Below are 23962 nucleotides of genomic sequence, written 5' to 3' on the forward strand. Positions count from 1 at the left end.
TAAAACACTTTTATATACCTTTGCCTTCCTTATTTCACGTGAAGTTTCAAAGCAAATGCAAGTTTTAGATTTCGACACCTTGGTCATTGGTAGCGGCCTGGCAGGTTTATCTGCTGCCTACCATGCTTCCAAATACGGAACTGTGGCCATCATCACCAAGTCGCAGCTCGACACAAGTAACTCCTACTATGCCCAGGGTGGAATTGCTGCCGCGATTGACCCGGAAGACTCGCCTGAATTACATCTGCATGACACGATGGTTGCCGGCCGCGGACTCTGCGAAGAGGAAGCTGTAAAAGTTCTTGTGACCGAAGGACGACAGCGGATTTTGGAGCTGATTGATATGGGAATGAAGTTCGACCAGATGGACGGCAATTACGTTTTGGGACTGGAAGGCGGCCACAGCAAGCGCCGGATTTTACATGCCGGCGGAGATGCTACCGGAAAGGAAATTACCTGTTTTATGCTGCAGAAAGTCAAGGAGCAAAATAATATTCGCTCGTTTGAATACGCAGCCGTCACCGAGCTAATCATTAAAAATGGTCAATGTGTAGGCGTTCAGGCCATCGACTTTCAATCCGGGGAAAACGTCATATTCAGAAGTAAAGCCAGTATTTTGGCAACCGGCGGCCTCTCGCGGCTCTTCAGCCGGACCACCAACCCGCACACGGCAACCGGCGATGGCATTGCTTTGGCGTACGACGCAGGTGCCCAGCTCGCCGACATGGAGTTTATCCAATTTCACCCGTCGGCACTTTTCCTGAAAAACCAGGACGCCTTTTTAATCAGCGAGGCCGTCAGGGGAGAAGGGGCCTGGCTGCTCAATACCGATGGCGAACGTTTCATGAAGGACATTCACCCCTTGGCAGAACTGGCTCCGCGCGACATTGTGGCTTTTTCGATTTACAAGCAAATGCAAAAGCAGAACAGCCCGCACATCTACTTGTCCATGAAACACCTGGATGCCGCCAAAACGAAAACACGATTTTCAACCATCTACAATAAGTTGAAAGAATTTGGATACGATATGACCAGCGACCTGTTGCCCATTGCCCCGGCAGCCCACTACATGGTTGGCGGTATTAAAACCGACTTGAATGGGGAAACCAACATTCCAGGGCTTTTTGCCTGCGGCGAAGTGGCTTCGACCGGCGTGATGGGAGCCAACCGCCTGGCCAGCAATTCGCTGCTCGAATGCCTTGTTTTTGGCAAACGGGCCAGCGAACAAGCCGCCAAACGAAAGCCCAACGACTTGACCCAAACCGTGAAGCAGCCGTTGACAAACGACATCACCAATGAGCAGGCTTTTCTGGAAACAAAAAATGACATTGCCGACTTGATGTCGCAAAAGGTGGGGATTGTTCGCACCGGGCAAATGCTTCGCGAGACTATTGAGCAGCTCGAAGCGATTGGCCGAAAAATTCCGAAAACAATCACGGACTACAACGAGTTGAAAGCCCGGCACATACAGCAAATTTGCCTGTTGATCGCGCAATCCGCCCTTCTGCGCGAAGAAAGCCGGGGCGGACATATCCGTGAGGATTTTCAGCACGAGTCGCCCGATTTCAGGCTTCATATTATTCAACAAAAAAATCAAGAACCTTTTTTTATCCCGATTAAGAAATGATAACTGCCAACGAACTTGAAGCTGCAAAAAAACTAATCGCCCTGGCTTTGGAAGAAGATGTTGCCGGCGGTGATATCACGACAGACAATTTGATTCCCTCCGAAACCAGGCGCAAAGCCTACATGGTTGCCAAAGCCGACGGTGTTGTTGCGGGACTGCCCGTTGCCGAAATGGTTTTTCGCCAGCTCGACCAAAGCCTCGTGTGGAAACCTGAAGTAGCAGAAGGTGACCGGGTAAGTAACGGAACCGTTCTGGTTCGTTTCGAAGCTTCGTACCGTGCGCTGCTTACAGCCGAACGTACAGCGCTGAATTTTTTGCAGCGCCTGTCGGGCATTGCCACCATATCGGCCAGATATGCCGACGAAGTGAAAGGCACCAACACCGTTATTCTCGACACGCGCAAAACGCTGCCCGGATTCCGTATGCTTGACAAATATGCCGTCAGAACCGGAGGGGCAACTAACCATCGCATCGGTTTATTCGATATGGTGATGATTAAGGACAACCACATTGAAGTGGCCGGGGGAATAACCGCTGCGGTGGAACAAATAAAGGCCAAAGTTCCTTCACTCATTAAAATAGAAGTGGAAACCACCAATCTGGAACAGGTAGCGGAGGCACTTGCGGCCGGCGCCGACATCATCATGCTCGACAATATGGACAATGAGACCATGACCCAAGCCGTTCAACTGATTCAGGGAAAGGCAAAAGTTGAAGCATCAGGCAATATGACCTTAGATCGAATCAGGGGAGTTGCTTCTACAGGTGTGGACTACATTTCTATTGGAGCGCTGACACATTCGGTTCAGGCCATGGATATTAGCCAACGATTGGAAGAATAAAATGAATTTAGTCATCGACATTGGAAACAGCCGGATTAAGCTGGCTTTGTTTAGCGAACGTGACCTCATGTTTAACGTCCCGCTGGACGAAGTGAAACCGGAGCAGGTCAAGGTTTTGCTGGATGAACACGACGATCTGAAGCATGCCATCGTTTCCTCCGTGCGCGATTATCCGGAAGAACTGAAAAGCTTCCTCGAAAATAATTTTGAGAACTTTATTGAATTGAACGCCGATACGCCGGTGCCATTAATCAATTGCTATGAAACACCGGAAACCCTGGGCAAAGACCGGCTGGCCGCTGCGGTAGGCGCTACTGAAATTTTCCCGGGGAGAAACGTACTGGTCATTGATGCCGGCACAGCCATCACCTACGAAATGGTGACGGCTGAAAATAAATACCTTGGGGGCAACATTTCTCCGGGCCTGACAACACGTTTCAAGGCCCTTCATCATTTCACCGGAAAACTACCGCTTGTAATGCCAACAGATGATTTTCCGATATTGGGAACAAATACCCAATCGGCCATACAGGCAGGCGTGCAAATTGGACTGCTGTTCGAGGTTCAACAGTACATCGATTACTTTAACACTAATTACGAAAATTTAGAAATCATTATTACCGGGGGCGATGCTAAATTCTTTGATAACAAATTAAAAAATTCCATCTTTGTACACTTTAATTTAACGCTCATCGGTTTAAACAGAATTCTGGAATATAATGTTAAGAAAACTTAGAGGAATCTTCATCAGTGGATTATTCATTCTTATTGGAATGACTGCGTCCGCACAAAATAACAACACTTCATCGCCATTTTCACGTTTCGGACTAGGAGATCTTCATTCATACTCCTTTGGGCGTTTTGCCGGCATGGGTGGTGCTTCGCTAGGCAGTCGTCACCAAGTGCAAATCAACTCGGCCAACCCGGCATCATATGGTGCAATTGATAGTTTGTCTTTTATCTTTGAGTTTGGGGCCGATGGCCGGATTTCAGAATACAAATCTGAAAATAACAAGTTTACAACCAACGACTTTAATTTTCGGTACTTCTCCTTCAGCTTTCCGGTAACCCGATGGGCAGCAGCAACCATGGGGATTTCGCCTTACGCCGACAAAGGCTACGAAATTTATGTCGAAGAGGAACAAGCTGGTGTCGGACGCGTGGGTTACAGTTATTTTGGAACAGGAACCATCTCAAAGGCATACTTTGGTGCAGGCTTTAATCTGACCGATGCCTTATCGGTTGGAGCAAACGTTTATTATTTGTTTGGCACGCTTAACCAAAACAACTCCATTTATTTTATTGACGACCCAGAACAATACGGATTTAACGAGACGGAACAAACCCGCATGCGCGATTTTGCCTATCTGCTTGGCGCACAATACGACATCAAATTAAAAAATAATGAATTTTTAACCCTGGGGGCAACTTTTGAGAAAAAAGCCAATTTCACGGCATTTCACACCTTGAACCAGGAGAAAATTCTGAATTACGGCGGAAGTGTTTTAACCGACTCGGTAAAAACGATTATCGATGAACCCGGCAAGATCCAGCTGCCAGCAAGCGTTGGTGTCGGGATTTCGTACACCAAGCTTAACAAACTCGAAGTCAACGCAGACTATTACTACTCGAAATGGAGCGATGCCCGCTTTTATGGCAGCCCGGTTACTGAATTGACAAACCAAAGCCGGATTAGCCTGGGAGCTGAGTTCATACCGGAAGAAACTTCCATCCGCAGCTACTTTAAGCGTGTGCGGTATCGTGCAGGATTCCATATCGACAAATCGTACTTAAAAATTAACAATCAGCAACTTAACGAAACTGGCATGAGTTTTGGTATAGGATTGCCGGTCACACGTTCTAAGTCAACGATCAATTTGGCAGTAGAATTTGGTAAAAGGGGAACGATCAAGGACAATCTGATTCGGGAAAATTATACCAAAATTAGCTTATATTTAAATCTGTTTGACCGCTGGTTTGTACAACGTAAATTTGACTAATTATAAAAAAGTGTAACTAAAATATTTTGATCATGAAACCATTATTTTCCAAAAGAATCTTGCTCTCCATCGCACTCATTGCCTTGACAAGTTTTTCTGTCCTGGCACAGCGAGTGGTTAAGGGCACCGTTTACCGGGGAGGTGAACCTGCTGCGGGGGTGACCGTTGAGGCACACAAATCTTCGGGTACATTTATGACCAGCTTTGATGGTAAATATGAAATCGAAGTCAGCGATAAGTCGAAATACATCGAATTTACCTTTATTGATGACCGAAGAAAATTAGATATAGAAGGGAACAATAGTAATGTGATTGACTTTAGTTTCGATGGAGAAATTCCAGCCAAAGGGCAAGCAGCCGTCATTGAGGGGGGTGTTGATTTGCGGACGAGCCAGGAATTGGTGAAAGCCAAAGAACGTGATTTCATGACTAACCTATCCATGTACGACCAGTTTTACAAACAAGACGATTATGAGTCAGCTTTGGAGCCATGGAGAAAAGTTTACTATAAATATCCCAAGTCAACCCTCAATCTTTATATTCATGGTGCAAAAATGTACGAGACATTTATTGAAAACGCCAGTGATTGGAAAGAGAAGAACGTTCTGATAGACTCGTTAATGTCTGTTTATGAACGCCGAATCACTTATTTCAACCAGGAGGGATACATTAAGGGCCGCCAGGGAACGGACTTGCTTAAATTTAAACTGGCCAATGAGAATTTAGATGACGATCAGCTGAAATCAATTTTGAAGGAGGGCTACAGTTTGTTGGAGCAATCCATTGAAATGGAGAAAAAGCAAACAGAAGCTGCCGTATTGGTTGTGTTTATGCAGGCTACAAAACGCCTTTTCCTGATGGGAGAGCTGCCGAAAGATAAAGTGGCATCAAACTACCAAAAAGTGTCAGATATTATCAACAATTATTTGAAAGAAGAACCGGATAGCGAAAAATATACGACTTCAAAAGAACTGGTTGATGGTTTGTTCCAAACCAGTGGGGCGGCTGATTGCGAAGCATTGATCGCACTTTACGAACCCCAGTTTGAAGAAATTTCAAAAGATGTAGATGAACTGAAAAAGATGCTACGTATTCTGGAGCGACGCGATTGTACCGACAGCCAGCTGTTCGCAACAGCGTCAGACAAACTTTATAGTCTGGATCCGTCGGCTGAAGCCGCCTTTAACATGGCCCGCCTGTTTGTAAAACGCGACCAGTTTGAGCGCGCCAAGGAGTATTACAACAATGCCATCGAGGCTGAAACGGACAAGGAATTGTTGGCCAAGTATTACTACGAATTGGGCTTGTTCATTTTTGCCAAGGAACACGACTTCCAGAAATCGCGCAATCTGGCCCGCAAAGCGATTGAGAATAACCCGAGCTTAGGACGTGCCTACATTTTGCTTGGCGACATTTATGCACAATACAGCAAGCACTATGGCGAAACCGATACCGAGCACCTGTCACTTTACTGGTTGGCCATTGATTATTACCAAAAGGCCAAACGTGTAGATCCTGAGGTGTTTACGCAGGCTAATGAAAAGATCAACATCTACAAACAATACTTCCCGAATAAGGAAACCTTGTTCTTCGAAGGGCTCACTGAAGGAGAGAGCTATAAAATTGGTAGCTGGATTAATGAAACAACCACTGTGCGTGTTAAATAAAAGAACACAAGGACGATATGATAAAGGAAGCATTGCAATTCTCATCGCGGGGATTGCGATGCTTTTCTTTTCGTGCGCCAACAAGATTGAGAAAATAAAGGAATTCTCTTCGGGAGAAAATATGGCCGGCGTTGAAGCGGAGAATTATGAGATGATCCACTCCGATTCCACCATTGTCCGGTTTAAATTGATCACCCCAAAACTCATTCGCTTCGACAAAGCGGAAGATCCTTTCATCGAGTTTCCCGAGGGTGTCGAGATTGAACGCTACAACGAGCAGATGGAGCAAATTGCGAGCATCACGTCGAACTACGCCCGGTATTTTGAAGCGGAGCGTAAGTGGGAAGCGAAGAACAACGTGGTGGCCGTCAATCCGCAGGGCGACACTTTGAAAACAGAACACCTGATCTGGGAAGAACAAAAGGCAAAAATCTATTCTGAACAATTTGTCAAAATCATACGTAAAGATCAGGTAATAACGGGGATCGGTTTTGAATCCGATCAAAACTTATCCAACTGGAAAATCAAAAATCCCAAAGGACCACTCTATATTGAGGTTGAAGAATAACTGCGTATGGAAATCCTGATTATTACGATCGTTGCGACAATCATTTTCTCAGCCTTTTTTTCGGGGATGGAAATCGCCTTTGTGTCGGCCAATAAGCTACGGCTCGAACTGGACAAACAGCAAAATTTTGTCAGTGCCCGAATTCTTTCACTGTTCACCAAACATCCGGGGCAATACATTGCCACCATGCTTGTTGGAAACAACATTGCCCTGGTTATTTATGGTATCGCCTTTGCCAAATTGCTCGGCCCGCTGTTCTATTCGTTTGTGCCTACCGATAGTGTGGTGCTGCTGCTGCAAACCATCACTTCAACGCTCATCATTTTATTTACGGCGGAGTTTTTGCCGAAAACGCTTTTCCGAATCAATCCGAATAACTTTTTACGCTTTTTTTCCGTTCCGCTGGCGTTTTTCTATTTCCTGTTTTTTCCGGTCACGAAACTTTCCATGTGGATTTCCAGGCTGCTGCTGAACACCCTGTTTAAATCGAAGTTTGACAAGAATATCAAAAAAACTGTTTTCAACCGGATTGATCTGGACCACTTCGTGAACGAGTCGGACGAAGAGCAGCAGCGCCGCGAGCATGAGTTGGAGAATGAGGTGAAGCTGTTCCGAAATGCGCTCGACTTTTCAAAAATCAAACTGCGCGAAGTGATGGTTCCCCGGACCGAAATGGAAATCATGGACATCAATTCGAATATGGAAGACCTGATTCAGAAATTTATTGAAACCGGCTATTCGCGTATTCTCTTCTACCAAGACAACATCGACAACATTATTGGGTACATTCACCACTCCACCATTTTTGCCAATCCGGGCTCCATCCGGTCAAACCTGAAGAAGGTGCTGATTGTGCCCGAAACGATGCCCGCCAGCAAGCTGCTGAGCAAGTTTATTTCGCAACACCGCAGCATCGCCATTGTGGTCGACGAGTTTGGCGGCACCTCGGGCATGGTAACCAGCGAGGACATTTTGGAAGAGATTTTTGGCGAAATTGAAGATGAACATGATACCACAGATTTCGAGGAACGCAAAATCAGCGACAATGAGTTTGTTTTATCCGCCCGTATCGAACTCGACGATTTGAATGAGAAGTACCACTTGGGTTTTCCGGTAAAGGAAAACTTTGAAACCTTGGCCGGATTTATCCTTTTTCATCACGAAAGCATCCCAAAAATCAACACCATCATTGATATTGATCATTACCGCTTTAAGATACTGAAAGCAAGCAATACCAAGATCGAGCTGGTGAACCTTAAGATATTGGACAACACCCAAAATAAAAAATGAAACTTAAGGTTTAGTTCCTAAAATTGCTATCTTCGTAGCTCGAAAAAAACAAGTAAATCATAATTCAATAATTATTAGTCAATGGCTACATTACAAAACATAAGAAATCGGGGAGGATTGTTGGTAGCGATCATTATTGGTCTCGCGTTGGTTGCCTTCATATTGGGCGATATTCTTAATTCGGGGAGTTCTTTATTGCGGCCGAACCAGATGAAGGTTGCCGAAATTGATGGCCAATCGATTCAGTATCCTGACTTCCAACGTCAGGTTGAAGAAATGGCGGAGATCTACAAAATGAACACCGGAAGTACGCAGCTTGATGAAAGCACCTGGGTACAAATCCGTGAGCAAGCCTGGCAAAGTTTGGTTCGCGAAATCGTGATGAGTGATATTTATGAAGACCTGGGTCTGACTGTCACTTCCGACGAATTGTTTGACATGGTTCAGGGAAACAACCTGCACCCCATCATTCAGCAGCTTTTCCGCAATCCGCAAACCGGACAGGTTGACAAATCGGCAGTTCTTCAGTTCTTGAAGTCGCTTGAGTTGAATGCAACTCCGCAGCAAAAAGCTTACTGGCTTTATATCGAGCAGCAAATTAAAGAAGAACGCATTCAAACCAAATACAACAACCTGGTACGCCAGGGGCTGTATACCACAACAGCCGAAGCACAAAATAGCCTGGAGGCCAAAAATCAGCAGATGAACATTCAGTACATCCGCCTGCCATACATTTCCATGCCCGACAGTGCTGTTTCGGTGAGCGAAAGCGAATTGAAAGACTACTACAACAAACATCAGGACAACTACAAGCAAGAAGAAAGCCGCACCATTGAGTACGTCACGTTCGATGTAAAAGCCACCGAGGCCGATGATGCTGCCACCTTGCAATGGATTGAAGATGTAAAGGATGAGTTCGCATCGATTTCGGAAAGCGAGCAGTATGTTAATGTCAATTCAGACGTGCCGTTCGAAGATGTTTATCAGAAAAAAGAAGCACTTTCTGATGAGATCGCCGAGTTTGCCTTCAACAACGAAGTGGGATCAGTTTATGGTCCGTTCAAAGAAGGAAACACCTACAAATTGGTGAAGATTGATGATATGAAAGATTTGCCCGATTCGGTTCAGGCGCGTCACATCCTGATTAATCCCGATGTGGTGGGTGGCTACGAAGCTGCGCTGGCTTTGGCCGACAGCCTGAAAGGATTGATTGAAAACGGTGCTAGCTTTGCTGCTTTGGCCGAGCAATATTCTGAAGATACCGGATCGGCCCGTCAGGGAGGTGATCTTGGCTGGTTTGGAAAAAACCAGATGGTGAAACCTTTTGAAGACGCTGCTTTCAACGGCCAGGTCAACCAGTTGTACACAACAACGACCCAATTTGGCGTTCACCTGATTCAGCCGACCAGAAAAGGGAAAGAAGTAAAACAGGTTCGTTTGGCAACACTGGCGCGCAACATTGAGCCCAGTACACAAACCTACCAAAATGTTTATGCGCAAGCCAGTCGGTTTGTTTCTGAAAATCAAGATTATAAATCATTCACTGAAGCCATTGCGAATGAGAAGCTGACGAAGAAAATGGCGACTGTTGGTGAAAACGATCGTTTGGTCGCCGGCTTGGAAGACTCACGTCCACTGATTCGCGCAGCTTACCAAGGCGATGTTAAAGAGATTCTGCATAACAGCGAAGGTTCCGCCATTTTCGAATTGGGCGAGCAGTTTGTTGTTGCAGCACTCACCAAAGCAACTGAAGAGGGAATTGCTTCTTTTGAAGAAGTTAAACCACGGGTTGAATTGGCTGTAAAGAAATTGAACAAAGGAAAAGCCTTGGCTCAAAAAATGAAAGAGGCTGCTACCGGAACTGATCTGGAAACCATTGCTGAAAGCCTGGATGCGGAAGTCAACGACGCCAATGGGCTGACTTTCAACTCAACGTCAATTCCGGCTGTGGGCATGGAGCCAGCGGTGATCGGAACACTGTCAACCTTATCTCAGGACGAAGTTTCGTCGCCAATCATTGGTAACAATGGGGTTTACCTGGTTAAAGTCGTTTCAGTCATTAACGGAACCGACCAGGATGTACAGGCAGAACAAAACCGCTTAAGCCAGGTACTCGGTTCACGCGCCGTCTACCAGGCTTACGAAGCACAAAAGGATGCCGTAGAAATTGAAGACAACCGGGCGAAGTTTTATTAATCGATCGTCCATCAATGATATTTGGAAAGCAGGCTTTATCGCCTGCTTTTTTATTGAAATTTTGAAAAAATCGGTGGCCAGCTTTCTTGTCTTACACCAGATTCATGAAAATCTGCGGCTAGCTTTCTTGTTTTGCACCAAATTCATGAAAATCTGCCGCCAACTTTCTTGTCTTGCACCAAATTCATCAAAATCTGCGGCCAGTTTTCTTGTCTTAAACCAAATTCATCAAAATCTGCGGCCAGCTTTCTTGTTTTCTACCTGATTCATCAAAATCTGCGGCCAGCTTTCTTGTTTTGCGGAACAAACAGAAGCCTTAGCGGGCGGAATTTGCACCTGGCAGCCGAAGTATTCCTTCTCCCTTAAAACATTGAGATGATCCGTCCGCCGCGCTTAAATCCTAAAAAGCCTCGGCGGGTACTTCCAGCTCCTGGATGTAGATTTCCTTGAACTGCAAAATCAGGGCATCTTTTTCATGAATTTGAAAAGCGATATGCCCCTTCATTCCAACGTTTAAGTTCAGGTGCGTTTCGTCATTCAAAGTTCCGTCGCCTTTATAATTGGTGATTTTCATGCCATTCAGCCACACTTCAATCGACGTACCCACGCAGCGAATTCGCATCAAGTTCCATTGGTTGGTCTCCTCAGCATAATAAAACAGGGGTGTCTTTCGCTGCATCGATTCGTTAACCCAGGCATTTTTAGGAATATTTGGAAAGATCCAACGTTGGTTTCCCCTGGTTTCATCCCAGATCATCCCCGTGCGCCATGGCTCCGGCGGATGAATATCCACCTGTGGCCCGTTCATCCAGTATTTCTCATCGTCATATCGCGAACGCAATTGTACGCCACTGTTTCCAGCGCTGGTTTTAAATGCCCTAAACTGAAATTTCAACTCAAAATCGGCATATTCCTTTTCCGAATAAAGCCAGGCATACTCATGTTCCGGATTGTTCAGCGAGTTGGCCATAATGGTGCCGTCAATGACCCGAAAAAAGATGTAGTTCCGGTCGCGTGGCGCTTTCTTCTCCACCCAGCCATCCAGGTTAACACCATTAAAAAGCGACACAAAATCATCTTGAGAAAAAGCAACAGATGAAATTAGAAAAGACAACAAGACAATATTCAATTTCAACTTCATACAGACACGATTTGGCTTGAGTAAGTTCTACTCCAATTTTTTTACAGTTCGTTAAAGTTCGAATTTTCACAGATCAAATGCAAGCGAATTATTTGACCGACCGGAACCGGCTCAATCAAATTTCGGCGGTAACATTCGCATCACCTCACCCGTAAGGAGGATGTAAACAGTTAAATAAAAGCGATTGTTAGTCCAACTAAAAAAGAATCAACACCATGACACACCGACGAGAATTTCTAAAAACCATGGCAGCCATGACTGCCGGCGTTTCAGTAACACCAACGCTTTATGCCAACACGCCTATCGAAGACAAGCTGGGTGAACTCCTTCCGCTTCGGAAACTGGGTAAAACCGGCGAAAACATTACCATGCTGGGAGTTGGTGGTTACCACATTGGCTGGACCAGCGAACGCGATGCACAGGAAGTGATTGAAGCCGCACTGCAGGGTGGCATTCGATTTTTCGACACGGCCGAGCAATATGGCCCCGGCACCAGCGAAGAACGCTACGGCAAGTACCTGACACCAAAATACCGCGAGCTTGTTTTTCTGATGACCAAAACCCAGGCCCGCAACGCCAAAGATGCTCAACAACATTTGGAAGATTCGCTTCGGAGAATGAAAACCGACTACCTGGACCTTTGGCAAATGCATTCGCTGTTCACCCCCGAAGATGTTGACAGCCGGATGCAGGATAAAGTGCTGGATGTGTTGATCAAAGCCAAGGAAAGTGGCAAGGTCAAACACATTGGCTTTACCGGCCATCAAAATCCGTTTGCCCACAACCGCATGTTGGAACTTACCCGCGAAAGTGATCCGATAGACACCGTACAAATGCCCGTTAATGTGTTGGATCAATCCTATTTCAGCTTTATCAACCATGTGATGCCAGAACTCATGGAGCGGAATATCGGTGTTTTGGCGATGAAAACACTGGCCGATGGACGCTTCTTTGCCACCAAGGAGCAAGCCAACTGGAAAACCGACGACCCGATTATCCCCAACTACATCAGCATCGAAGAAGCCATGCATTTTGTGTGGTCGCTGCCGGTGAGCACCATCATTACAGGTGCCGAAAAAGCGGACTATATTCGCGACAAGGTAGAAATGGCCCGCTCATTTGTGAAACTAAACGAAGCCGACCGGCTTGCCCTGGTCGAAAAAGTGAAAGACAAAGCTTTGGCTGGAAACATCGAATATTTCAAGCAAAAACCTGCCTGATTAATTTAGAAGCATAAATCATCGCGGTGAGAAATGATTCTTTCGGCCGATTCCTTATTTTTATGGAATGAAGCTTCGAAAGATCGTTAGTGGTGGACAGACTGGTGTTGACCGGGCAGCATTGGATGCCTGTTTGAAAGTCGGATTTCCCTGCGGTGGTTGGTGTCCGGCCGGACGGCGCGCCGAAGATGGGGCGATATCGGACTGGTATCCTTTGCAGGAAACGGACAGCATTTACTACGACGACCGCACCCGGCAAAATATCATCGATTCCCATGCTACTTTGATCATTTATCAACACGATCTAACAGGTGGAACCTTGCTTACTTTCAGGTTGGCACAGGAACTACACAAACCCGTTTTCCTGTTCAAAGTGTCGCCCTTTTTTATTGATGAAAGTTTGGATGAACTGTTGCAGTTTCTGACAGCCCATTCGGTAGAAATCCTCAATGTTGCCGGGCCACGGGCCAGCCAATGGGCTAAAGCCTACGAATCGGCTTTACTTGTTACCTCCCGACTCGTCAAGAACATCGGGCTTCCGGAATAGACCGACTTGCCAGCTGGCGTTATGAAATCCGGCTAGGCGTTGCGTGCAGCCTTCTGGAACTTCCATTGTTTGCCACAATCAAAACACTTATAACTCAACCTGAAGATGGGAAAGATAACGCCAAGAATAACGTATAAGATAATCACCACAATATTGGGTTCTTTGTTGATTTTGATATTGTCAGATTGGCAAAACGGACAGTACTTTTTGTCGGCTTTTGTTGCTACAGGAACTCGAAAAACCTCATCCAAAACAGGATGATTCACCACATAGCCACCCGTTTCCAAAGAGGCCAGGGCCCGCTCATAGTCGTCTTCCTGAACCATCAGTTTGACACCACCGATGGCGTTGGAATAAAAGCCATAAACCTGCACCGTCATTTCATCTTTCAATATGGTTTCAATCCCCTCCGAATTCAAGTATAGTTGAGCCAAGTGCGCTTCATGGGGATATGTAAACGATATGATATTTTTCCAGCTTTTCATTTTATCACTCCGCTTCAGGTGTTTGGACTCGTAAAATGGCTTGTAGCAGCAACTTTTTTAATTGTGCATTGCCATTCTTGATTCCCCTAAAAATAAAAAACGCAGAAACCGGAATCGAAATCTTGAATATCAAAGCGATGTCGAAACCTTGTAGCCAGGAAAACATCAATCCGATGATAGTTCCAAGAAAAATGCTGACGATCACTTGCTTCTGATAGTTTGCTTTGCAAACCAACTTCGGATGGGCCTGCCTTTCAATCAAAATCTCGCCTTCGGGAAGCGACTTCAGAAGCTCCGAGATGATCTGGTATCTATTAACTCTTCGCCTATCGACCTGGCGAGAAAAAAGCAAACGATTGCCAACTTGTTCTGTTTGAAAATACTTTTGATTGAAATCAGCTTTGATTTGTGCCAGCAGCACGTCTGAAGCTACATCGCTTGGAATACTTTGTTGAATCGTATAGTTCATCGCTTATTTCGGGTAAAAGAAAGGCTGTAAGCTCAATCATAAAAGTTGACACCAATAGCCCAATGATGAAATCTCGTTCACTAATCACTCGAAGACACTAAGATAACAAATTTCACAAAACAATAAATTTTTAAAATTGAAGAACGAAGGTATTTCAAAACACGGCCATTAATAAATGTTAATGCACAGTCAAACAGTCATTTTTTTCCTATTTTTGTTTGTGATGTTACTTTCTTACTAAAAGATGTTACGATGACAGTCTCCCGCTTTGGTGTTTCCCTCGAAAAAGATTTGCTTGATGCATTGGATCAGTATGTGCAGGACAATCGTTTTTCCAATCGGTCGCAGGCCATCCGGCAGTTGATCAGCCGCAATATTGTTGAACAAAAGTGGCAGTGTAATAACAATGTGGCCGGCTCGGTTACCTTGGTGTATGATCCAAGCCGGCGGGAAATCCTGAATCAACTGGCTGATGTCCTGGAAAACTTCCACGACGAAATCCTATCAACACAGCGATTGATTCTCGATAAATCAAAACATATGGAGATTGTCGCCATCAAAGGTGTTGCCAGCCGGCTGACTGAATTGGCCGATCAATTGATAAGCATTAAAGGCATGCAACACGGCAAGCTGACCATGAGCCGGGCCGATTAATTGTTGAGCGCGGCATTTTCATTTTATGTGGAGATGCTTCGAACCCGTAATCAAAAAATAGAGTCAAAGATGAAAAAATTAAGTCCGCAACTTCAAGATAAACTCAACCAGCTGGAAGCTTGGTACACCGAACGCCAAGGCTCGATCGTTGCCTTTTCCGGAGGAATCGACTCCACCTTGGTGCTGTTTTTAGCCCGGAAATTTCAGGGGAAGGAGAATGCCATCGGTGTTATCTCCAATTCGGAAAGCCTGAAGACCAAAGATTTTCAGCTGGCTAAAACCTTCTGCAAGGATTTTGACATCCAACTGGAAATCATTAAAACCGAAGAGCTGACGGACCTGCGGTACAACCAAAACCCCGAAAACCGCTGTTATTTTTGCAAGGAACACCTGTTTCACGATTTGCAGGATATCAAGGAAAAGTACCCTGATTTTGATGTGTTGAGTGGTACCAACCAGGATGATCTGGCGGATTATCGCCCGGGATTGCAGGCCGCTGCCAAATACAAAATTCTGGCGCCCATGGCCGCATGCAAGCTGAGCAAGGAGGAGCTCCGCCAGATTGCCAAACATTTCGATTTACCCAACTGGGACAAACCGGCCAGTCCGTGCCTCAGCTCCCGGATTCCATACAACCACCACATTACCCGCGAGAAGCTGCAACAGGTTGAAGATGCTGAAAACATCCTCAACGACTTGGGATTTATCGATGTTCGTGTCCGCCACTACGGCAGCTACGGACAGGTGGAAGTGCAAAAAACCGAACTCGAGAAATTGTTTTCCATCGAAAATGAAGTGATAGAAAAAATTAAGGCGGTTGGTTTTGAAGATGTTCGGATCGACCGCGAAGGATTGGTTTCGGGAAAACTAAACCGGGTATTGAAAGTTGCCAATCAACAGAAGTAACGGGTGAAGAAATAAGGCAGAAATTGATGCGGGGCACTAGATGCTGGATACTGGATACTGGATACTGGATACTGGATGACTGCGACTGGCCACTGCGACTGAATACTGAAAACAGGATATTTGATAATAAAACTGACATGAAAATATTGTATTACGATTGTTTTGCGGGAATCAGCGGCGACATGAACCTGGGTGCCCTGATTGATTTGGGCGTGGATGCCGACTACCTGAAAACGGAATTGGAAAAACTGAATATTGAAGGTTTTCACCTCGAAATAAAAACCGACCAGCGGCGCGGCATTACCGGCACCAAAGCCGAAGTGGTGATTGAAAACCAGGAAAACGAAAAACACCGTCACCTGCGGCATGTGGAGGAGATTGTGAACAACAGCAGCTTGCCCGAGCAGGTTAAAGTCAACGCCTTAAAAATTTTCGACCTGATTGCGGAAGCCGAAGCCAAAGTCCACAATATTTCCAAGCAAGCGGTGCACTTTCATGAGGTTGGTGCACTGGATTCCATTGCCGACATTGTGGGTGCGGCCATCTGTCTGGATTACCTGAAGGTGGACAAGGTGATGTCCTCGTCCATCCAACTTGGCGGGGGAACAGTGAAATGCGCACACGGCATCATGCCAGTACCTGCACCCGCTACCGCCGAAATCGTCAAAAATATTCCTGTGAAAGCCGGGCTGGTGAACCATGAAGCTACAACCCCAACCGGAGCCGCCATTTTGGTGGCCACGGTTGATGAGTTCACCGATCAAATCACGCAGCCCATCACTAAAACAGCGTACGGCATTGGCAACCGCGACAGCGAAGTGCCCAACGTTTTGCGCGTGCATTTGCTTGAAGATGTGGCAGCTGTAAACGATGTGGATACCGAAGAAGCCATCCTGTTGGAAAGTAATATTGATGATATGAACCCGGAGCATTACGACTTCGTTTTGGAACAACTTTTTTTGGCCGGAGCCAGCGATGCCTGGCTGGTGCCGATCATCATGAAAAAGTCGCGCCCGGCGATCCAGCTTTCGGTCTTGTGTAAGGCCGAATTGGCCGACAAACTAAAAGCCATCATTTTTACAAACAGCACCTCCATTGGCATTCGGGAATACCGCATTGGGAAAAACATGCTGCGCCGCGAAGAAATCACTGTGGAGACTGATTACGGACCGGTGCGCGTCAAAAAAAGTTACTACGATGGTAAGCTTGTCCGCTCGAAACCCGAGTTTGACGACTGTAAAAAGCTGGCCGAAGCCAACGGTGTAAGTCTTTCAGAAATTGAAGATACAATTCGTAAACAGCTGTAAACATGAGTCCAAAAGAAATTCTGGAAAAATATAAGAATGGGGAAATGACCCTCACTGAAGCGCTGGAACACATCCCTGACCGCGGTATTGAAGAGATGGGTTTTGCTACGATCGACACCGATCGTCACAAACGAACGGGGTTGCCTGAGGTGATTTACTCATCCGGGAAAACCGTGGAGCAAGTCAGCCAAATTGCTGAGCGCATGCATCTAAAGGGGATTGATGTGCTGGCCACCCGCGCGACGCCCGAAATGTTTGAAGCGGTAAAAGAACGTATTCCCGGCGCCCAATACAATGCCCTGGCCAAAACGATTATCTACAAACAAAATACTCAGCCAAGCACAGAAGGTTATATCGTGGTTGTGGCTGCGGGAACTTCGGATATGCCGGTGGCTGAAGAAGCTGTTGAAACCGCCCAATTTCTGGGTAACCGGGTAGAGAAAGTTTATGACGTTGGAGTTGCCGGCATTCACCGGTTGTTTCACCGGCTGGAGCTGATTCGTAATGCCAGGGTCATTATTGTGGTGGCCGGAATGGAAGGTGCCCTGGCCAGCGTGGTCGGCGGATTGGTTGATAAACCGGTGATTGGCGTTCCAACCAGCATTGGCTATGGGGCCAACTTTCAGGGTCTTTCGGCCCTGCTTTCCATGCTGAACAGCTGTGCCAGCGGTGTTAGCGTGGTTAATATCGACAATGGATTTGGAGCTGCCTGTCAGGCTTCGTTGATTAATAAACTTTAAGAACAGGAAAATGAACGAATTGTATCTACTCTCACTTTCAGCCGCATCACTCGGATTTATCCACACCATCCTGGGACCGGATCATTACCTGCCGTTTATTGTGTTGAGCAAAGCCCGGCAATGGTCGAGCAACAAAACCATGTGGATTACCTTCATTTCCGGCGTGGGACATGTGGGAAGCTCGGTGCTCATTGGCTTTTTGGGTATCGCACTCGGCATCAGCCTCAACAAGCTGGAATCGATTGAAGCCATCCGCGGCGAGCTGGTGGGCTGGCTTTTGTTCGCCTTTGGCGTGGCCTACACCCTGTACGGTGTGTACAAATACGTAAAAAGTATTGACCACAAGCACTTGCCGGCATTTCTGCTTCCCAAAAAAATTCGTGACCTGCATCACTTGCCAACCGACGAAAAAGAAGGCGACAACACAAAACTAACTCCATGGATCCTATTTCTGATTTTTGTATTTGGCCCATGCGAAGTGCTGATTCCTGTGCTGATTTTTCCTGCCTACCAACACAGCACAGCCGGCATGCTGATGATTGCCCTGATTTTTGGGCTGGCTACCATCGGAACTATGCTGCTTGCCGTGTACCTCGGGCACAAAGGAAGTTCTCTGGTGCGCTTCAAAAAACACGAACGTTATTTGCACCTCATCGCCGGACTGGTGATTCTGGTTAGTGGAGCCGGCATTGTTTTTATGGGCTGGTAGATGGACGGATTGAAGGGTTGACGGATTGAGGGATTGAAGGATTAAGGCCAGTGTCATCGACGACTAGCGAGGAAGCTGGTTTTCCCGCGTTTCCGATTCATTGAAGGCCAGTGTCGCGCATGGATCAATTCACTCTTTTTTCGATCCTCTGAAATTAAAAGGGAGATTGTAATAAATTGAATAGGAAATATCAAAGTTGAACTCCTTTTCAGCGGGGCCGTAGCCTGGGTTGAAGTAGACGTGTGGCATGTCGAAATCCTTTTGATCCATTTTCAATTTCCCACGAATGCTCCAGCCCATAAAGAAATTGGTGAAAATTTCACCTTTAATTCCCAAGACAAATTCGGCCCATTGCGCGTTGTAATTCTGCCTTCCCAGCCGCCCGGTAATGTCGCCCCAATAATTGGCAATCATGTATTTTTTGACTTGCTGGTTAGCAAAGTTGAACCCATAGCGCAGGCCCACGTACACGATATCCATGTCTTTTTTATGCTCGGCCACCAGCAAATTGTAGTCGAACCCAAACCGGGTGTACGATCCCGAAGAAGTATATTCCAGATAATCGTGATTGATGCTCAGCCGTTCCCAGCCGGTTTCAATCACCGGATATAAGTTGGGAGTCAGCTCCATATCGAAACTCAACTCGGTACCATAGCGGTTTCCCTTGTTCCACAAATGCTGCAACGAACGCGAAAGGTCGAGCCCCACGCGAAGCCCATCCATGTGAATAAACTTATCGGTTCGTTCCGGCTTCTTTTTTAGATCTCGTTCCTGCCCCAGGCTAATTGTCGCCAGCAGGCACAGAAAGAATGTAAAGCTCAATATTTTCATGCCAGTTTTTTGTGACCATACTGTCAGTAACTTCATAATCGTCAATCTGGTTAAAGCTATGCCCGACGTCTAAAATTTTAAACTCGTGGTAAAATCCGCTTTCCGCTGATTCAAAAATCAGTTCGTTCGAATGCCGGATGGTCAAGGTATCAGCAATCGAATCGAGCAGCAAGACAAAGCTGGTTGTTTCTTCCAAACTTAGCGGCAGTCGAAAAGCGTTGGTTTGCACCTGGTAAATCCAAATACTGTCCTGATCGACCCCATAAACCGATACTTTCGGAATGCGGTTGCTCAGTGTGTCCACATTCGTGAGTTTCACCTCAAGCAGGGACTGAGGCGGGGCATCATAAAGATCCTGGCATGCAACAATGGCCGCAACCAAAAACAAGCTGTAAAGGATTTTTCTCATCTTCTTGAAATAAAAAACGCTAATTTAAGGATATTAAGTATGAATGAAAGTGAAACAGAAAGAACTTTTCAACAAACAAAAGCAGCCTGCACCCGCCGCATAACAACCCGGTTTCAGCAATTTAATTCTCCAGTGGCTCCGGATGAATGGTCGTGACCAAGCCAAATTTTTCCATGATCCGGTTTTCGATGCGGGTACAAATGGCATGCGCCTCATTCAACGGCATATGAGCCGGAAGTTTAATGTGGCAACTCAACTCGTTGTGCTGGCCATACTGGTGCAGGTGAAAATGGTGAATAAAAACTTCGCGCTCCAGCAGCTCGTCAATGTCAACTTTGATGGCCTGAATCAGCTCCGGATCAATGCTTTCGCCAAGCAGGCCTTTAATTTCTTTCGACAGAATTTCGTAGCTGGCATAGGCAATCATCAAAGCGACAATTAACGCCAGCAACGCATCAATCCACCAATAAAATTTGCCGATCAAAATACCAACCAAAATGATAACTGAGGACAGCGAGTCTGTCCGGTGATGCCAGGCATCCGCTTTCAATACCGACGAGTTGGTTCTCCGGTATCCCCAGAAAGCGTACTGGGCAAGTGCCTCTTTGGCCACAATGGAAATAATGGTCACCACAATGGCGATGGTGCCAAAGTTTCCGGCTTCCCGGCTGTTAAATTTCTCTACCGAACTCAATATAAAATCGAAAGCGACAATAGCCAGCAACACGCCAATAATGATGGCGGCAATGTGTTCGGCGCGGCCATGCCCAAACGGATGCTCGTCGTCGGCTGGCTTATTCGATAACTTACCGCCAATAATGACAATGACCGATGACACAGAATCAGTCAGGGTGTGCCAGGCATCGGCAATCAAAGCGATCGAGCCGGAAACCACTCCAGCCCAATATTTCAGCCCAAACAGCAGCAGGTTGGTCACAATGGAGACCCAACCTTCACGGACAATGTATTGATGATTTTTATTACTCATAAATGACGCGACACCAACAAATCTAGCTAATTATCTGTCAAAAAACCATTTTTATTGACACAACCAGAAACCAGCAAAAAGAAAAAGCCGGAAACTCAACCTGTGAATTTCCGGCTTTTTAAAATCAGAGATTAATTCGCTTCGATCACACTATTCTCTTCGCCAAACGAATTAGCAACAAAACGGTCAGCGTCAGGTTCATTCAACCATTTCTGCCCGTCAACCAAATAACGGAACTCGTACGCTTTTCCTTTTTCCAGCGTCAGCTGCGAAGTAAATTCGCCTGTTTTCAGCTTGCTCATTGGTGAGGCTGCCGTGTCCCAACCATTAAAATCGCCAACCAGGCTCACTGACTCGGCTTGGCCAATCAGCCCTTTTGAAACACGGAAAGTAACTTTACAAACCGGCTTCGATTTTAAAACTTGCTTCTTTAAACTCATAACTTCATTTTTTTCAAACTAAACTAAGATCTAACTATTATCAAAAGTAAAGCTAAAATTGGTTTGGCAGATCGATAGACGAATGTCGAACCAGCTAATTTGCAATAAAATAACACACATATCCGGAACGCGTAGGCAAAGGTACTTTCGGAATCAGAAAACTTCTGACTGAATGAACGGCGATCAATGCCGGCTTAAAGTTTTTTAGGTGAATATTCTGGCTATGAGTTGGATGCTGTAGTTAGCCAATGCCAAACAGGTTCTTAATGCCCATCAGGACCATGTTGATGCCAATGGCACCGATGAAAAAGCCGTTCAGCCGCAAAAGAACCTCCATGTTTTTGTCGAAAGCCGTCTTGAATTTTCTGGTTTCAATGGAATCTCGCAGCTTTTTTAAGAGGAAGATAACCAAAAAATTGAGCCCGAAAATAAGGAATAAGGCCAATGATCCCTTCAATATTGCATGATCGTGGGCCAGCAAGATGCTAAGCGAAATCGATCCGGCACCAACCATAAACGGCAACGCAATTTCCGAAGCCAAATCATCCAGGTTCTCTTTAATAATGATCAGGGCCTTTTGCCCCTTCACAATGTAGAAATAAGCATATGAAAAGATGATGATGCCCCCGAAAATTCGGAAGGATTCAAAATCAATATTGAAAATACGCCGGAAAAACAGGTCGCCGGAAAAAAAGAAAAGCAGGCAGACGGAAAATGAAATTAAGGTGGCCTTAAAGATAACCATCATAAAATCGCGATGCGACAAGTCCTTTCGAATGGGTTCCAAATATAGAAACAAGGCAAAAGGATTTAACATGACCAAAAACTCAACAATTGACGACAGCATAGTTCTTTTCTTTTTGGGGGATACCACTGACGAGCAGTGCACCTTCATTAAAAAAAATTGACACCGGCTAAACTGAAAACCCCAATGGTTCAACCCGGCAAAATTTTGATTGGCTAATAACTAAACAATTTTTTAAACGATCAAATAAAAATACAACTTGTGAGGCAATTTGGAACTATTCAGTCAACATGACAATGATATTTGACAAGCAGGAGAATTTATTCAACAACTTTTCCTCGAACCAACCGTTTTGTGAATGAAGACAAAAACGAAAACACGCAACAAACACTTTCAGCCGATGCATACCAATGAACAAAAAAAACAGACAAATTAAAGCGGGTATTTTTCTCATGGTTTTTAGTGGCGTATTCTTCGGTTTGATGCTGCTGGTACCATTCCTGGAACTGGAAACCAAACAAAAAGTATTTTGGTCGTCAGCCAGTTTTATTGCCATGGAAGTTTGCTTTTGGGCCGGAGGTTTGCTGGTTGGAAAAGAGCTGTTCACCAAATACAAAGCCCAACTCAATCCAGCACGATGGTTTAAGAAAAAAAACGTATCCAATGACTAACCGACCACATTCTCCGGACAAGCAATTTCATTTGGCACCTAGCTTAATGAACGATGCTAATGCGGAACGAGCTGCGCGTAAAATGGCCAGCTGATAGCCATCGCAGGCTATTTTTTGGGTGAAACCGCTGGTCTTCAAAACTTCAAAAAAAATACTACTTTTGTAGGAGATAAAATCCGGACAAGCACCTTTCTCAAAAGGTTAGATTCTTTTTCCTGATAGTTAGAAATACATTCCATTTTTATGAGATTTGACGATTTTGATTTACATGATGACATTTTAGATGCCGTAAATGATATGGGCTTTGAAGAAGCCACAGCCATTCAGGAAAGTACGATCCCCATAATTCTCGAAGGCCACGATTTGATTGCCTGTGCACAAACAGGAACCGGAAAAACCGCTGCCTTCATCTTACCTATTTTGGATAAAATTGCCGATTTTCCCGAAGGAAAAACCCGGGCACTGGTGGTTGCTCCAACCCGCGAGCTGGCCATCCAAATTGAACAGCAAGTACAGGGATTCGCATACTATTTGGGTATCAGCTCAATTGCCATGTATGGGGGTGGCGATGGCAGCGAGTGGGAAAATCAACGCCAGGCTTTGGATAAAGGGGTAGATATTATTGTCGCCACACCCGGCAAACTGATTTCCTTTCTCGACAATGGAATTGCCAAACTCGATAGCGTTGAATTTGTAGTTTTGGACGAAGCCGACCGGATGTTGGATATTGGCTTTTACGATGATATTATTAAGATTTTCAGCAACCTGCCCACCAAACGGCAAACGCTGATGTACAGCGCCACCATGCCTCCGAAAATCCGGACGCTGGCCTCGAAAATCTTAACCAACCCGAAAGAATTTAGCACGGCCATCAGCAAACCGGCCGAAGGGGTGTTGCAAGCCGCCTACCTTTGCTACGAAACACAAAAAACCCCGCTGATTGAAAGCCTGATTGCTGGCAAAGAAGATACGCCGAGCATCCTGGTGTTCACCTCAACCAAAAAGAAAGTTTCGGTGATTGTGCGGGCGCTGAAAAAGAAAGGTTTTGTGGCTGAAGGTATTTCGTCGGACCTGGAGCAAAAAGAACGCGAAGATGTGCTGATGCGTTTTAAAGCACGCCAGATTCGTATCTTGGTTGCCACCGATGTATTGAGCCGTGGAATCGACATCAAAGATATCAACCTGATTATCAACTATGATGTGCCGGGCGATGCAGAAGATTATGTGCACCGGGTGGGGCGGACAGCCCGTGCGAACACCACCGGAATTGCACTGACCTTTATCAATGAGGATGACATGTACAAATTTCAACAGATTGAATCGCTCATTGAAACTGAAGTTTTCAAAGCGCCGTTACCTCCCGAAATTGGAGACGGCCCCCAGTGGAAAGTCTCGCAAAAGGGCAAAGGCCGCGGTAAATACGGAAACAAGAAAAGTTTCGGTGGAAAATCCGGCAGACGAAGGTAAAGCAACAATCCTTCAGGAACAAGAAAAGCCTGAAGGATCTAAT

General features: G+C 45.7%; 25 protein-coding genes. 17 read left to right on the forward strand and 8 right to left on the reverse strand.

From position 1 onward, the window contains the following. Window positions 1–55: 55 nt before the first annotated feature. From nadB to NC99_RS19750, 8 genes are all read left to right on the forward strand, one after another. On the forward strand, window positions 56–1627 hold the full coding sequence (gene nadB / locus NC99_RS19715) for an L-aspartate oxidase (protein WP_053188073.1): 1572 nt from the start codon (window positions 56–58) through the stop codon (window positions 1625–1627). After that, window positions 1624–2469 carry a carboxylating nicotinate-nucleotide diphosphorylase gene (gene nadC, locus NC99_RS19720; RefSeq protein WP_053188076.1) on the forward strand — a complete coding sequence of 282 codons (846 nt, stop codon included), beginning with the start codon at window positions 1624–1626 and terminating at the stop codon, window positions 2467–2469. Before nadB ends, nadC begins: the two co-directional genes overlap by 4 nt. A 1-nt stretch (window position 2470) precedes the next feature. Beyond that, the gene (locus tag NC99_RS19725; protein WP_082326600.1) at window positions 2471–3205 is read left to right on the forward strand and encodes a type III pantothenate kinase; all 735 of its coding nucleotides are present in this window, start codon (window positions 2471–2473) and stop codon (window positions 3203–3205) included. Beyond that, window positions 3189–4469, forward strand: coding sequence for a hypothetical protein (locus tag NC99_RS19730; RefSeq protein ID WP_157625091.1), 1281 nt, complete (start codon window positions 3189–3191; stop codon window positions 4467–4469). The genes NC99_RS19725 and NC99_RS19730 overlap by 17 nt, the downstream gene beginning before the upstream one ends. A 32-nt stretch (window positions 4470–4501) precedes the next feature. Further along, complete coding sequence (locus NC99_RS22205) at window positions 4502–6136, forward strand: tetratricopeptide repeat protein (protein WP_053188082.1); 1635 nt, start codon at window positions 4502–4504, stop codon at window positions 6134–6136. Beyond that, window positions 6108–6704, forward strand: a complete 597-nt coding sequence (gene lptC, locus NC99_RS19740; protein WP_162231269.1) for an LPS export ABC transporter periplasmic protein LptC — start codon at window positions 6108–6110, stop codon at window positions 6702–6704. The genes NC99_RS22205 and lptC overlap by 29 nt, the downstream gene beginning before the upstream one ends. A gap of 6 nt (window positions 6705–6710) precedes the next feature. Continuing rightward, entirely contained in the window at window positions 6711–7994 is a 1284-nt protein-coding gene (locus NC99_RS19745) for a hemolysin family protein (protein WP_053188089.1), read from the forward strand. A gap of 81 nt (window positions 7995–8075) precedes the next feature. Further along, window positions 8076–10190, forward strand: coding sequence for a peptidylprolyl isomerase (locus tag NC99_RS19750; protein WP_082326602.1), 2115 nt, complete (start codon window positions 8076–8078; stop codon window positions 10188–10190). A 400-nt stretch (window positions 10191–10590) separates the two neighbouring features. On the opposite strand, the gene NC99_RS19755 is transcribed toward NC99_RS19750, so the two are convergent. Further along, entirely contained in the window at window positions 10591–11331 is a 741-nt protein-coding gene (locus NC99_RS19755) for a 3-keto-disaccharide hydrolase (protein WP_053188096.1), read from the reverse strand. Window positions 11332–11546: 215 nt separating this feature from the next. Here NC99_RS19755 and NC99_RS19760 point away from each other — a divergent pair, with 215 nt between their 5' ends. Further along, window positions 11547–12551 carry an aldo/keto reductase gene (locus NC99_RS19760; protein ID WP_053188099.1) on the forward strand — a complete coding sequence of 335 codons (1005 nt, stop codon included), beginning with the start codon at window positions 11547–11549 and terminating at the stop codon, window positions 12549–12551. Between the two features lie 67 nt (window positions 12552–12618). After that, a complete protein-coding gene (locus NC99_RS19765) occupies window positions 12619–13098 on the forward strand; it encodes a putative molybdenum carrier protein (RefSeq protein ID WP_053188101.1) in 480 nt (159 codons plus the stop codon). 32 nt (window positions 13099–13130) lie between these two features. Here NC99_RS19765 and NC99_RS19770 read toward each other — a convergent pair whose 3' ends face one another. Both NC99_RS19770 and NC99_RS19775 read right to left on the reverse strand, forming a co-directional pair. After that, window positions 13131–13583: a putative signal transducing protein gene (locus NC99_RS19770; protein WP_053188103.1), complete on the reverse strand. Its 453-nt coding sequence runs from the start codon at window positions 13581–13583 to the stop codon at window positions 13131–13133. Between the two features lie 4 nt (window positions 13584–13587). Then, a complete protein-coding gene (locus NC99_RS19775; protein WP_053188107.1) occupies window positions 13588–14052 on the reverse strand; it encodes a hypothetical protein in 465 nt (154 codons plus the stop codon). A 252-nt stretch (window positions 14053–14304) separates the two neighbouring features. Here NC99_RS19775 and nikR point away from each other — a divergent pair, with 252 nt between their 5' ends. From nikR to NC99_RS19800, 5 genes are all read left to right on the forward strand, one after another. Beyond that, the gene (gene nikR / locus NC99_RS19780) at window positions 14305–14706 is read left to right on the forward strand and encodes a nickel-responsive transcriptional regulator NikR (RefSeq protein WP_053188110.1); all 402 of its coding nucleotides are present in this window, start codon (window positions 14305–14307) and stop codon (window positions 14704–14706) included. 69 nt (window positions 14707–14775) lie between these two features. Further along, window positions 14776–15612, forward strand: coding sequence for an ATP-dependent sacrificial sulfur transferase LarE (gene larE / locus NC99_RS19785; RefSeq protein WP_053188186.1), 837 nt, complete (start codon window positions 14776–14778; stop codon window positions 15610–15612). Between the two features lie 137 nt (window positions 15613–15749). After that, window positions 15750–16919: a nickel pincer cofactor biosynthesis protein LarC gene (larC, locus tag NC99_RS19790; RefSeq protein WP_053188113.1), complete on the forward strand. Its 1170-nt coding sequence runs from the start codon at window positions 15750–15752 to the stop codon at window positions 16917–16919. Window positions 16920–16921: 2 nt separating this feature from the next. Beyond that, on the forward strand, window positions 16922–17659 hold the full coding sequence (gene larB / locus NC99_RS19795) for a nickel pincer cofactor biosynthesis protein LarB (protein WP_053188117.1): 738 nt from the start codon (window positions 16922–16924) through the stop codon (window positions 17657–17659). 10 nt (window positions 17660–17669) lie between these two features. Beyond that, window positions 17670–18368 (forward strand): urease accessory protein UreH domain-containing protein, encoded by a 699-nt coding sequence (locus NC99_RS19800; protein WP_053188119.1) that lies wholly within the window; start codon window positions 17670–17672, stop codon window positions 18366–18368. A 129-nt stretch (window positions 18369–18497) separates the two neighbouring features. Here NC99_RS19800 and NC99_RS19805 read toward each other — a convergent pair whose 3' ends face one another. From NC99_RS19805 to NC99_RS19825, 5 genes are all read right to left on the reverse strand, one after another. Further along, window positions 18498–19199, reverse strand: a complete 702-nt coding sequence (locus NC99_RS19805) for a DUF6048 family protein (protein WP_157625093.1) — start codon at window positions 19197–19199, stop codon at window positions 18498–18500. Then, window positions 19150–19608: a DUF6452 family protein gene (locus NC99_RS19810; protein ID WP_053188124.1), complete on the reverse strand. Its 459-nt coding sequence runs from the start codon at window positions 19606–19608 to the stop codon at window positions 19150–19152. Before NC99_RS19810 ends, NC99_RS19805 begins: the two co-directional genes overlap by 50 nt. A 121-nt stretch (window positions 19609–19729) precedes the next feature. Next, window positions 19730–20596 carry a cation diffusion facilitator family transporter gene (locus tag NC99_RS19815; protein ID WP_053188128.1) on the reverse strand — a complete coding sequence of 289 codons (867 nt, stop codon included), beginning with the start codon at window positions 20594–20596 and terminating at the stop codon, window positions 19730–19732. Window positions 20597–20727: 131 nt separating this feature from the next. Then, a complete protein-coding gene (locus NC99_RS19820) occupies window positions 20728–21036 on the reverse strand; it encodes an isoamylase early set domain-containing protein (protein ID WP_053188132.1) in 309 nt (102 codons plus the stop codon). A 241-nt stretch (window positions 21037–21277) separates the two neighbouring features. After that, on the reverse strand, window positions 21278–21883 hold the full coding sequence (locus NC99_RS19825) for a MarC family protein (RefSeq protein ID WP_082326605.1): 606 nt from the start codon (window positions 21881–21883) through the stop codon (window positions 21278–21280). Between the two features lie 308 nt (window positions 21884–22191). On the opposite strand from NC99_RS19825, the gene NC99_RS19830 reads away from it, so the two are divergent. After that, window positions 22192–22452 carry a transporter suffix domain-containing protein gene (locus tag NC99_RS19830; RefSeq protein ID WP_053188134.1) on the forward strand — a complete coding sequence of 87 codons (261 nt, stop codon included), beginning with the start codon at window positions 22192–22194 and terminating at the stop codon, window positions 22450–22452. 243 nt (window positions 22453–22695) lie between these two features. After that, window positions 22696–23919: a DEAD/DEAH box helicase gene (locus NC99_RS19835; protein WP_053188137.1), complete on the forward strand. Its 1224-nt coding sequence runs from the start codon at window positions 22696–22698 to the stop codon at window positions 23917–23919. Window positions 23920–23962: the final 43 nt, after the last annotated feature.

The organism is Sunxiuqinia dokdonensis (assembly GCF_001270965.1).
GTDB lineage: Bacteria > Bacteroidota > Bacteroidia > Bacteroidales > Prolixibacteraceae > Sunxiuqinia > Sunxiuqinia dokdonensis.